The organism is Alcaligenes sp. (genome assembly GCF_050255915.1).
Classification (GTDB): domain Bacteria; phylum Pseudomonadota; class Gammaproteobacteria; order Burkholderiales; family Burkholderiaceae_B; genus Alcaligenes; species Alcaligenes aquatilis.
In genome coordinates this window covers 273,697-286,035 of the sequence record NZ_JBFWIQ010000002.1, presented here as the reverse complement: position 1 = coordinate 286,035, position 12,339 = coordinate 273,697, and the positions used below count along the sequence as shown (strand labels likewise).

The following is a 12,339-nucleotide window of genomic DNA, read 5'->3' as shown; positions in this document are numbered from 1 at the left end:
CGCATTGCAGCGCAGTTGCTGTCACTGGAATCATATGGATAAAACACTAATCATTGCCGAGAAACCTTCAGTCGCCGTAGATATCTCGCGGGCATTGGGCGGTTTCACTCGAGAAGGTGATTATTTTGAAAGCGATCGCTATGTGCTGGCCTCCAGCATCGGCCATCTGCTGGGCCTGGTAGCCCCTAATGATCCGGTTCGCGGCAAGTGGAGCTTCACACATCTACCTGTTATACCCCCTCAGTTTGAGCTCAACCCAACAGACAAAAAATCGACTGAACGCTTGAAACTGCTAGTCAAGCTCATCAAACGAAAAGATGTCACTGCTGTTATTAATGCCTGTGACGCAGGGCGCGAGGGTGAGCTGATTTTTCGCTACATTATGCAATACGCCGGAACGAAAAAGCCGGTGCAACGGCTTTGGTTACGTTCGATGACACAATCGGCGATTCGTGAAGCCTTTGAAAACCTGCGTGATGATGAGGACATGAAACCGCTGGAAGCAGCGGCCCGTTCGCGTGCCGAGGCTGACTGGCTGGTGGGCATTAATGGCACTCGTGCCATGACCGCCTTCAACAGCAAGGACGGCGGCTTTTTCAAAACTCCCGTGGGCCGTGTGCAAACCCCCACGCTGGCCATCGTGAACGAGCGCGAGAACCGCATTCGCCAGTTCGTATCACGCGACTACTGGGAAGTACACGCGGACTTTATCGCCGCTGCCGGCCTGTACACCGGCCGCTGGTTTGACCCCAAATTCACCAAGGACGAACACGACCCCGAGAAGAAAGACTCGCGTCTGTGGTCCCAGGCTGCCGCCCAGACCATTGTGGCTGCCTGCCGCGAGCAGCCCGGTGTGGTCACCGAGGAATCCAAGCCCAGCACGCAGATGTCGCCCGCCTTGTTTGATTTGACCTCGCTGCAACGCGAGGCTAACTCGCGCTTTGGCTTCTCGGCCAAGACCACCTTGTCCTTGGCCCAGACGCTGTACGAACGTCACAAGGCGCTGACCTACCCCCGTACGGATTCGCGCTATTTGCCCGAAGACTATATAAGCACGGTGCAAGAAACCATGCGTGCGCTGGCTGACAGCGGCACGCCTGCCAGTGCTTCGGTGCAGCCGTTTGCGCAGGAAGTGGTCGAACAAAAATGGGTCAAGCCCAACCGTCGGATCTTCGACAACAAAAAGGTGTCGGATCACTTTGCCATCATCCCCACCTTGCAGGTACCCCGGGAGCTGAGCGATGCCGAACACAAGATTTACGAGCTGATCAGCCGTCGCTTCCTGGCCGTGTTCTTTCCGACCGCAGAGTTCCGCGTCACCACACGTATCACGCAGGTGTCGGGACACCATTTCAAGACGGAAGGCAAAGTGCTGGTCAAACCGGGCTGGCTGGCTATTTATGGCCGTGATGCCCAAGGCGAAGACGCGTCCCTGGTACCCGTTGCCGATGGCGAGAAGGTCCGCACTGAAGATGTGAACACCAAGGCACTGGCCACCAAGCCGCCTGCACGCTTTACGGAAGCGACCTTGCTGTCGGCCATGGAAAGCGCGGGCAAGCTCGTCGACGATGAAGCCTTGCGCGAAGCCATGTCCGAGCGCGGTCTGGGTACACCAGCCACTCGTGCCGCCATTATTGAAGGTCTGCTGAACGAAGCCTATCTGCGCCGTGAAGGCCGCGAACTGGTGCCTAGCGCCAAGGCACGTCAACTGATGACTTTGTTGTCCGGTCTGGGCGTTAGCGAACTGACTTCGCCCGAACTGACAGGCGAGTGGGAGCACCAGCTCAAGCAGATCGAGCAACGTCAGTTGGACCGCGACGTATTCATGCGTGAAATCGCGCAAATGACGCAAGTGATCGTCAAACGTGCGAAAGAGTACGAACGCGACACTGTTCCTGGCGACTACGCAACCTTGCAGACGCCATGCCCTAAATGTGGCGGTGTGGTCAAAGAAAATTACCGTCGTTATGCCTGCACGGCTTGCGATTTTTCGATTGGCAAACACCCCGGCGGTCGCACCTTTGAACTGCCGGAAGTCGAAGAGCTGCTGGCCAAGAAGGAACTGGGCCCTCTGCCTGGTTTCATCAGCAAAATGGGTCGCCCCTTTGCGGCATTGTTGCGCATCACCGACGAGTACAAGCTGGAGTTCGACTTCGGCCAGAACGACGACGATGATGACGAAACCCTGGATTTCAGCGGCCAGACCCCGGTCGGTCCCTGCCCCAAGTGCCAGTCCTCCGTCTTTGAGCATGGCTTGCGTTACTTGTGCGAAAAGTCCGTTGGCCCATCCAAGAGCTGCGACTTCCGTAGCGGCAAGGTGATTTTGCAGCAGGAAATTACCCGCGAGCAGATGGCCAAGTTGCTGGGTGAGGGCAAGACAGACTTGCTGGATGGTTTCGTGTCCTCGCGCACCAACCGCAAGTTCAAAGCCTTCCTGGTGCGTCAGGCCGACGGCAAGATCGGCTTTGAGTTCGAGCCTCGTCCAGAGAAGCCAGGCCGCAAGTCCGCCGCCAAGAAAACGGCGACTAAAGCGGCGGCTAAAAAAACAGCAGCAAAGAAAACGGCAGTGAAGAAAACAGCGGCCAAGAAGACGGCAGCCAAGAAAACGACTGCTAAAAAGACGGCCAGCAAGGCAGAGTAAAAAGCTCGGCTTAGTTGGAAGAAATGGCCTCCCTTTTTTGGGGGGCCATTTTTTTATACAACGCCATATCGCCTGACAAGATAGCGAGACTTAATCCGGCTTGGTTGCGGCTTCCGGATATAACTCCGGAAACAAGAACTGCAAGCTATCAAGTGGCAAGCCCCAACGCACTGGCCCAGATGCAGTATCACTGACAAGCAAGCCGCTTTTTAACAGCTTCGACATCAAGGAGCGTGCTGTACGCTCGCCTAAACCCGTCATCTGCGCAAACTCCATGCGCTTGAGAGGACCCGCTGCAAACAAATGATAGAGAGGCAAGATAGCCTCTTTACGCACCTCCTTGTCATGAGCGTGGCGAAATATGATGAGCGCCTCAATGCGTCGCTTCATATCATCCAAATCAAGCATACGTCCCATGAATTTCACTTGGTCTTGGCAAATACCAAGAAAGAACTCAATCCATTCATTCAAACCGGCAGTGCTCAAATTGCCTCTACCGTCCAAATCCCCACGGCGGGCCGAATCTGCATTATTCAAATGAACGTAATAGTCTTGCGTGGCACGGGCCAGCCCTCGACTGGGCGACCACAAGCCTTCGGATAAAGGCCAAAGAGCACAATGCGTCTGCAAGCGGGCAGAGCGGCCATTACCATCCAAAAAGGGGTGCACCCATGTGACACGGTGGTGCAAGCAGGCGACCAGAATAAGTCGTCGATCCCAAGAATGGCTTTGGTCATAGACCTCGTCCATGCGCTTCATAAAACGGGGTAAAGATGTGGCGACCGGAGGAATGTGTCGGCCAACCTGCACCGTCTCCTCTCGAAGTTTGCCAGGAATAATGACTCGGCCATCTTCGGTAAGCCGGTCCTCCTGAGGCAGTTGCGAGTACAACTTCTCATGAGCGATCAGCAGAAACTCCGAGTTCATCGGAGACACTCCTTGATCAAGCAACTCCTCCAGATCTTTTTCCGCCTGGATATGCGCCAACGCGACGCGCTGTAGTCGAGCAACGTCTGGCTTATCTGAAAACTGCTTGTGTAAAGCATCCTCAATATGGATCGGATGAGTACTTTGTCCCTCAATCCGGTTCGAGTAGTACGAGTTCATGGATCGTACAAGCTCACGAATACTTTCACGCGCGCGCGGGTGAGCCACACCCGCCAAACGGCTTGCATCACGAGCAATATCGGCCGCTTTCTCGATCAAAGCCTGAGGTAAGCTCGCCGGAACAAGAGGGTCGAACTGATGAGGAGAATCATACATTTTTTGCCTACTTAAATTTCGATTGCGATCACATCTAAATATATTGATATTAATAGATTTTATATGAATTTTACATTAGTTAATATAAGTATATTTGACGACTTTTTTTCCGTTCTTTATACCGGCCAGATTTACGGCTGTACATCAATATCAACATAGCAATAGCGCAGCATATGGAAACGCCAATAGAAAGCGGACAGTTGTCAGGTTTTGGCATAGACGACAACAACCGGAACCTTAAAGCGGCCAATAAAATAAAGCCTTAGCTAGCACCACGATCAACAATACGTGAGCAAGAACACTAAGGTGAATAATCCGTGAGCGCCGCGCCGTCATGGTCTTGCGCCGGCTCATCACCATGACGGACAGGAAGTGTCCAAATACACTTAACGCCAAGGCGATTTTCAAGCCCAAAATCCAGGCACGGGCCCCACCCACCTCAAACAGGGCCCGATGCTGCCAGGCCAGACTCAAACCCGCACCGTAAAGCAATAACAAGACCCAAGGCATGATACGGCGCGCCCGTCGCCCCAAGGCATGCTCGAACTCCCGCATCGATGGCCGGGAGACATGGCGCGCCAGAGGCGACAACATCAGCACCTCGAAAAACACCGTGCCGATGAAAAAAATCGCAGCCAAAAGATGGATCAACAGCAGGAGAAAGTAGCTCATGAACAGTGCTCAGAAAAGCAGACAATTCATCAACGGTACACCAGGTCTCGCGCCCACAAACTGACTTCTGGCACATAGCTGATCAGCATCAAGCAGACCAAAATAGCCGCCACGAAGGGCAGCAGGGGGCGCACCAGTTTTTCCAAGGAAATTCCGGCCACTGAGCAGGCGGCAAACAAGTTCACGCCAAAGGGGGGCGTTATCATTCCCAATGCCAAATTGACCACCATGATGATGCCAAAATGCGCCGGATCAATGCCAAACTGCACGGCCACCGGCAACAAGAGAGGGGCCAGAACCACGATTGAGGCCGAGGTCTCGACAAACATGCCCACCACGAACAAGGCGGCATTTATCCCCATCAAAAACAGCACAGGGCTGCTAAACAACTCCCCCAACCATGTGCCCAAGGCGGCTGGAATGCCGGTGCGATTGAGCAAGAAACCAAATACACCGGCATTGGCAATGATGAACATAATGACCGCCGTGGATACCACGGAACGATGCAGCACCTTGGACAAATCGCTCCACTTCACGCTGCGATAGATCACCATGCTCACGATCAAGGCATAAACGACCGACACGGCCGAGGCCTCGGTCGGCGTGAAAATACCCCCATAGATCCCACCAAGAATGATCACCGGCATCAACAAGGCCAGCCACGCCTGACGAAAGGCCGTCCAGACGCCCAAACGACCCACACCATCTTGCAGGCCCAGTCCATGACGGCGCGCATACAGCCACACGTAAAGCATCAAGGCACCACCGATCAACAAGCCTGGACCAATCCCCGCGACAAACAGCTCGCCCACCGAAGTATCCGTTGAGACGGCAAACAGAATCATGGGAATGGAAGGGGGAATAATCACCCCCAGCTCCGCAGCAGATGCCTGCAAGGACGCCGCAAACGGCGCCGGATAGCCGTGCCGGACCATAGCAGGAATCAAAATCGCCCCCACCGCAAAGGTGGTTGCCACACTGGAGCCGGCCACAGCGGCAAAAATCATGCAGGTCAGCACACAACTGCAGGCCAAGCCACCTTGCACACCACCGACCAGGCTTTTGGCAAACTCGACCATACGGCTGGACATGCCGCTCGATTCCATCAAATTGCCCGCCAGGATGAAGAAAGGCACCGCCACCAGGGGATACTTGTCCAGGGCCGCATACAACTGCTGGGCGATCACCAGAAACGTCATGCGCCCCTCCCACGCCACCCCCGCCATATTGGCCAGCCCCACGGCAATGGCCACGGGCACCGTCAATACAAAAAACAGCAGCATGGACACAAGCATGATCTGGGGCACGATACGGTCTCCGGTCTAAACAGATGCCTGCCTGGCATCCAACGTTCGGTGGTGCTTTAAAGACAAGGGGTCAAAGCTGCGTGTGATCCACCACAGCAGGTGCCGGTCTTTCAAGCCAACGGGCCAGCAGGCCCAAAATGGCCAGCACGGCCCCAATCGGGATCGCGATATACACCCAGGAAATGGACCACTCCAGACTGGGCATGGTCTGGAACCGCACCCGCCAGGTCATTTGAATGCCGACCCAGGTCAGCAGGCCGAAAAAAGCCAGGCAAGTAAACAGCACGGCCACATCCAGCCGATGCTGAGTTCGCTTCCCGACCCAGAGCCGCAGCACATCCACGCTCAGCATGGCGCCTTGACGCAAGGCCAGACACAGCCCCAGCATGACCGTCCAGATCAGGGCGGCACGCGACCAGGCTTCGCTCCAGTCGGCGGGCGACTGGAGCACGAAACGGGCAATCACTTGATAGAACGCAGCCGCCACTGCCGAGAGCAGCAGCAACTGCGTCACCCAGGACACCAGACGGAACAGGCCCTTATCCAGAACGGACAGCAGCACTTTCATGATGAGCGCCGTTTACTGAGCCTGACGAATGGCCTCGACCAGTTCCTGGCCGAACTGTTTGTAGTATTGGGGGTAGACCGGCTCGACCGCTTTGGCAAACGCCGCGTGGTCAACGGTATTGACCTGCATGCCTTCAGCCTTGACGGCATCCACGCCGGTTTTCTCGATGTCGTCCACGTAATCACGCATGGCCTGGGCGGCTGTCACACCGGCATCCTTCATCAACTGCTTGTCCTGGTCGGACAGGCCGTCATACACCGCCGGGGACATCAGCACCAGGGCCGGGCCGTACACGTGAGCAGTCAGCGACAGATACTTTTGCAACTGCGGCAGCTTGGCCGACACAATCACGGACAAGGGGTTTTCCTGGCCGTCGATGGTGCCTTGTTGCAGGGCAGTCGCCACTTCGGGCCAGGCCATGGGCGTGGCCAGAATGCCAATCTCGCGGAAAGCGGCAATGTGAATAGGGTTTTCTGTCGTGCGTATCTTCAAACCCTTGGCATCGGCCGGGGTCGTCACAGGACGCACATTATTGGTCAGGTGACGGAAGCCTTGCTCACCCCAGGCCAAGGCCACAATCCCGCGTTTGGGAAATTCAGCCAGCATGTCCTGACCGATCTTGCCATCGAGCACATGGCGGGCATGTTGCAGATCGCGAAACAGGAAAGGAATATCGAATACGCCGGTCTTGGGCACAAAGTTCAAGGTTGCGCCGGTCGAGACAATGGCCAGATCAATTGTGCCCAGTTGCAGGCCTTCAATGACTTCGCGTTCGCCGCCCAGGGCGCTGTTGGGAAAGGCCTCGATGGTGTAATTGCCATCCTTTTCCAGCGCACTGGCAAAGGCTTTGGCGCCCGCACCGTAGTGGGAACTGGTGGACAAAGCGTAGGCCAACTTCAAGGAAGTCTGAGCCGTAGCCGCCCCCGCCGCCAGGCCCAAGCCCAGCATCAAACCTGCGGCCAAAAGACGGTTCTTCATGTGTCGGTACATCATGCATGCCCCTCCTGTCTGAATGGATCAGTGTATTTAATGCGTAGTGTCCGGGCTGGGACATAGGGGTTTTTACGCCTGTGCCCCCCGCCAGACACCTTATTCTTCTACATACCAGTTATCTTCGGACAACATGACCTGTTGGTGGCCATAGCCCGCTGGCATCATGGGGAAACAGTTTTCCAGCGCCAGCACTTCCACGTTCAGGAAGAAGGGGCCGTCATGAGACAGACAGCGCTCCAGCGCGGCATCCAACTGATCGGGATGCTCCACGCGCTCGGCTTCCCAACCAAAAGCGCGTGACAACGCGACAAAATCCGGCATGGCTTCGTTATAGCTGTGGCTGTAACGGCCATCATGGATCAGCTCTTGCCACTGGCGCACCATGCCCATGTGGCGGTTATTGCACAAAATCACCTTGATCGGCGTGCGATGCTGCACGGCGCTGGCCAGTTCCTGAATATTCATCAGCACCGACGCGTCACCACTGACACACACCACCAGCTTGTCGGGATGTGCAATCTGCGCGCCAAACGCGGCGGGCACGCCATACCCCATGGTGCCCGCACCACCGGAGGTCAGCCAACGGCGGGGGCGATCAAACTTGATGTATTGTGCCGCCCACATCTGATGCTGGCCCACATCGGTAGACACGATGGCATCGCGGCCTTCCAAATGCGCGTCCAACCGTTGCAGCAAATGCTGCGGCAAGATCGCATCGCTGCGCGGGGTGACGTTCAAGCACTCTTGCGCACGCCACACGCCAATACGCTGCCACCAGTCGTTCAAGCGGCCTTCGGGCAATTCGTGATGCGACAGCTCTTTGCGCAAGGCGCGTAGCAGGGGATAACAATCGCCCACCAAGGCCACATCGGCACGCACGACCTTGTCGATGGAACCGGGGTCGATATCAATATGAATCTTGCTGGCATGGGGGCAGAAGTCGGACAGGCGGCCGGTAATGCGATCATCGAAACGCGCACCCACACAGATGATCAGATCGGCATGGTGCATGGCCAGATTCGCTTCCAAGGTGCCGTGCATGCCCAGCATGCCGACAAACTGTTCGTCACGCGCAGGATAAGCCCCCAACCCCATCAAGGTCAGCGTGCAAGGTGCGCCAGTTTCCTGAACCAGGCTGGTGAAGGCATGGCTGGCATCGGCCCCGGAGTTGATCAAGCCACCACCGCCGTAAAATACGGGGCGACGAGCGTGGGCGATCATGGCAGCCGCGCGTTTGATCGCCGCTTCCTGAGCAGGGGCCGGAGCGGCAGGCGCCAACAGGCTGTCGGCCTCTTCCTGAACGGGTGATTCGCTGCTGGCAGCCGGCAGGGTGGCGATCTGAATATCTTTGGGAAAGTCCAGCAACACCGGGCCGGGGCGACCCTGGGTACACAGGCGCAAGGCTTTGGCTGTCAAGGAAGCCACATCTTCAATCCGACGCACCTGGGCATTCCACTTGGTCACAGGGCGGGAAATGCCAATGGCATCGCACTCCTGGAACGCAGCAGTCCCAATTGCGGTGGTCGCTACTTGACCACTAATGCACAGGACAGGAATAGAATCACACAAGGCATCGAGCAAACCGGAGGTGGTATTGGCCATACCGGGCCCCGATGTCACCAGCACCACGCCAGGTTTACCGGTGCTACGGGCGTAGCCTTCGGCCGCGTGTACGGCAGCTTGCTCGTGACGGACCAGAATATGACGAATTCGCGGTTGAGCATGAAGCGCATCATAGAGCGGTAACACCGCTCCGCCAGGATAACCAAAAATGGTATCCACACCCTGAGCGATCAAGGTTTCGAGCAAGATTTGCGCGCCGTTATGGGCGGTCGTTTCAAGTGACATGGTTGCGTAGCCCTGCATGTTTTGTAAGATAGAGATCGCCGTCCAGTTTATCCCCTTTTACAGGCTGATTCCCCATGGTCACTCAACGCCAACCCTGGCATGTCGTCAAACCGTCCAAACTGCATGGCAATGGCGTTTTTGCGCTGCGCGATATTCCTGCCGGAACGCGCATTCTGCAATACGCGGGCAAGCGGCTGACACCCGAACAGGCCGATGCCCTGTTCCCGGTCAATCCCGACGAGCCCTTTCACACTTTTTTCTTTGCATTGAGCAACGGCAAAATTGTGGACGGTGGCCAAAGGGGCAACGACTCGCGCTGGATCAACCACTCTTGCGCACCCAACTGTGAAGGTCACGAGAACGCAGACGGCTCACGCGTGTTCATTGTGGCCATGCGCGATATCCCTGCCGGGCAAGAGCTTCTGTATGACTACTCGCTGGTCATCGACGATGAAATTACCGAAGAGCTCAAGCAGAACTATCGCTGTCTGTGTGGCGCGGCCCAATGCCGTGGCACCATGATTGCCCTGCAATCGGATCGCTCCCAGGCTGTGGCAGACGAGCTGCGTGACGTGGCCGCCGAGTTGGATGCAGAAATGGAGCAAGCCCGCAAAGCCCCTGTCTCGGTCAAGCAAAAAACGGCTGATCTACAAGCCGCCGCCACTAAACAGGGAGTGGAAAAGGACGAGCCCGATCAGGATAAAGACGACGACACGGACGACGATACAGAGTCTTCAGGGCACAAAGATAAAAAAGACAAAAAGAGCAAAAAGAAGAAGAAAGACAAAGCCAAACACAAGAATAAAAATAAAGACAAAAAATCGTCCAAAAAGGACAAAGAAGGCAAAAAGGAAAAAAAGGACCGTAAAAAAGAGTAAGCTGTCCCCCAGCTTGCATTAGCCCAGGCTGCCTCACCGGCAGCCTGCACCCTTGCTAATCGCCCCGCACAGCAGGCCCGGCCACACCCCTGCCGGGCTCTCTCAGAGCGCCACACACAGGCCCATCTGTCGTGCCGGGCCAGGTTTTACACCTCCTCAGCTAGGCGAAGCACCAACCCCGTACCGCGTGTGCCCTCGCCCTCGATTCCTATCGTCTCCCCTCAGGGCCAGCAATGGCCCGTCAGTGCTCGTGCACCGGGGGAAATTACTCACTGCCAGCCCCGTCTTTGACCGCTAGCATGTAGCTTTATTGCCCAATCCGACCGATCTCATGGATTCAAGTTCTACAGATACACCTGATCATCACACCGCCCCGCCCGCCGAATCCGGACTGCGTATTCCTTTGCAAATAGAGGACTGGGCATCGGTCCTGATCATGGCGGCCTTGGCCTTAATTACGTTCGCCAACGTGTTTGTCCGCTATCTGACCAATAGCTCCTTTGCCTGGACCGAGGAAATTTCCATCTTCTTGCTGGTGGTCCTGACCATGAATGCAGGTGCCAGTGCCTGTGTGCGCCACCTGCATATTCGCATTGAAGTCTTTGCCGATGCAGGTACACAGCATCGGCAACGTCGCCTGGCCTTGTTGAGCATTGGCATGAGCCTGTTGTTCTTTATTGGCATGGCCATTCTGTCGGGCCGCATGGCCTTAGATGAATTCCAGTGGGGCGATACCTCTCCCTCCATTGGCGTGCCCACCTGGTGGTACAGCATGTGGCTGCCCATCCTGTCCACAACCCTGAGTCTGCGTTTACTGGGCATGTGGGTCCGTCGTTGGCAGGCCAAACCATGATTGCAAGCTTGCTGTTCATCATCTTTATCGGTTTGATGCTGGTGGGCGTACCCGTTGGCGTATCGCTAGGCATAGGCGGTACGTTTGCCATCCTGATGTCGAACCTGGACACGCACTGGTTTGGCCTGATGGCGGTACCGCAAAGTTTTTACGCCGGCCTGGCCAAATACCCCTTGCTGGCCATCCCCATGTTTGTGCTGGTGGGCTCCATTTTTGACCGCTCAGGCGTTGCCAGCCGTCTGGTGAACTTTGCCGTGGCGCTGGTTGGCCGTGGTCCCGGCATGCTGCCCGTCGTCGCCATTGGGGTGGCCATGTTCCTGGGCGGTATTTCCGGTTCCGGCCCCGCCTGCGCCGCCGCCGTAGGTGCAGTCATGATCGGCGCGATGAAACGCGCGGGCTATCCAGGCCCCTTTGCCGCCAGTATTGTGGGCGCGGGTGCTGCCACTGACATTCTGATTCCACCGTCTATTGCGTTCATTATCTACTCGGTGCTGGTGCCGGAAGCCTCGGTACCGGCCCTGTTTGCTGCCGGTATGTTTCCAGGCATGCTGGCAGGGATAGGCCTGATCATTCCAGCCATCTGGCTGTCGCGTCGTCACAAGCTGGGATTGGCCGAAGCCGAACTGCCGCGCCCGCCATTCTGGCGTAGTTTGCGAGAAGCCGCCTGGGGCCTGATTGCCCCGGTCATTATTCTGGGCGGTATGCGCCTGGGTCTGTTCACCCCCACTGAAGCGGCTGTGGTGGCCGTGTTCTACGGCTTGTTTGTGGGTATGGTCATCCATCGCACCATCCAGTTCCGCGATCTGTTTTTGATCCTGCGAGAAGCCGCCGAACTATCAGCCGTCATCATGATGGTCGTGGCATTGGCCGGTATTTTTGCCTGGGCCTTATCCACCCTGAGCATTATTGACCCCGTCACCAATGCCATCATCCATTCCGGTCTGGGCGAGTACGGCATTCTGGCATTGATGATTGTCATGCTGATTGTGCTGGGCATGTTCCTGGATGGCATTTCGATCTTCCTGATCTTTGTGCCGCTGTTCATGCCGATTGCCTACAACTTTGGCTGGCACCCCGTCTGGTTTGGGGTTCTGCTGACGTTGAATGTCGCCCTGGGCCAATTCACCCCACCCGTCGCCGTGAACCTGATGGTGGCCTGCCGTATCGCAGGCGTACCCATGGAAAGCACCCTGCGCTGGGTAGGCTGGTTGCTGCTGGGTATGGGCACCACCATGATGCTAGTGATCATAGAGCCCGAAATCGCCCTGTGGCTGCCACGCTACCTGGGTTTTAACTAAAACCACAAGACTGCAACA

General features: G+C 56.4%; 10 protein-coding genes. 4 read left to right on the top strand and 6 right to left on the bottom strand.

Annotation, left to right across the window (positions count from 1 at the left end; genetic code table 11):
* Positions 1–34: 34 nt before the first annotated feature.
* The gene (locus AB7E06_RS03525) at positions 35–2,641 is read left to right on the top strand and encodes a DNA topoisomerase III (protein WP_427955128.1); all 2,607 of its coding nucleotides are present in this window, start codon (positions 35–37) and stop codon (positions 2,639–2,641) included.
* 90 nt (positions 2,642–2,731) lie between these two features.
* Here the strand turns inward: AB7E06_RS03525 and AB7E06_RS03520 are convergent, their stop codons facing one another.
* The 6 genes from AB7E06_RS03520 to ilvB form a co-directional block, all read right to left on the bottom strand.
* Positions 2,732–3,904 (bottom strand): Fic family protein, encoded by a 1,173-nt coding sequence (locus tag AB7E06_RS03520; protein ID WP_094195231.1) that lies wholly within the window; start codon positions 3,902–3,904, stop codon positions 2,732–2,734.
* Positions 3,905–4,141: 237 nt separating this feature from the next.
* The gene (locus tag AB7E06_RS03515; RefSeq protein WP_125277895.1) at positions 4,142–4,576 is read right to left on the bottom strand and encodes a CopD family copper resistance protein; all 435 of its coding nucleotides are present in this window, start codon (positions 4,574–4,576) and stop codon (positions 4,142–4,144) included.
* Positions 4,577–4,605: 29 nt separating this feature from the next.
* Entirely contained in the window at positions 4,606–5,883 is a 1,278-nt protein-coding gene (locus tag AB7E06_RS03510) for a TRAP transporter large permease (RefSeq protein WP_125277896.1), read from the bottom strand.
* A gap of 70 nt (positions 5,884–5,953) precedes the next feature.
* Positions 5,954–6,451, bottom strand: coding sequence for a TRAP transporter small permease (locus tag AB7E06_RS03505; RefSeq protein ID WP_249460783.1), 498 nt, complete (start codon positions 6,449–6,451; stop codon positions 5,954–5,956).
* Positions 6,452–6,463: 12 nt separating this feature from the next.
* The gene (locus tag AB7E06_RS03500; RefSeq protein ID WP_162988219.1) at positions 6,464–7,429 is read right to left on the bottom strand and encodes a TRAP transporter substrate-binding protein; all 966 of its coding nucleotides are present in this window, start codon (positions 7,427–7,429) and stop codon (positions 6,464–6,466) included.
* Positions 7,430–7,540: 111 nt separating this feature from the next.
* Positions 7,541–9,310 (bottom strand): biosynthetic-type acetolactate synthase large subunit, encoded by a 1,770-nt coding sequence (ilvB, locus tag AB7E06_RS03495; protein WP_094195226.1) that lies wholly within the window; start codon positions 9,308–9,310, stop codon positions 7,541–7,543.
* A gap of 56 nt (positions 9,311–9,366) precedes the next feature.
* Between ilvB and AB7E06_RS03490 the strand changes: the two genes are divergently transcribed.
* The 3 genes from AB7E06_RS03490 to AB7E06_RS03480 all read left to right on the top strand — a co-directional run bounded on the left by AB7E06_RS03490 (position 9,367) and on the right by AB7E06_RS03480 (position 12,321).
* Complete coding sequence (locus AB7E06_RS03490; protein WP_230019507.1) at positions 9,367–10,170, top strand: SET domain-containing protein; 804 nt, start codon at positions 9,367–9,369, stop codon at positions 10,168–10,170.
* Positions 10,171–10,501: 331 nt separating this feature from the next.
* The gene (locus AB7E06_RS03485; RefSeq protein ID WP_346549166.1) at positions 10,502–11,023 is read left to right on the top strand and encodes a TRAP transporter small permease; all 522 of its coding nucleotides are present in this window, start codon (positions 10,502–10,504) and stop codon (positions 11,021–11,023) included.
* Positions 11,020–12,321 (top strand): TRAP transporter large permease, encoded by a 1,302-nt coding sequence (locus AB7E06_RS03480; RefSeq protein ID WP_230019509.1) that lies wholly within the window; start codon positions 11,020–11,022, stop codon positions 12,319–12,321. The genes AB7E06_RS03485 and AB7E06_RS03480 overlap by 4 nt, the downstream gene beginning before the upstream one ends.
* Positions 12,322–12,339 lie beyond the last annotated feature (18 nt).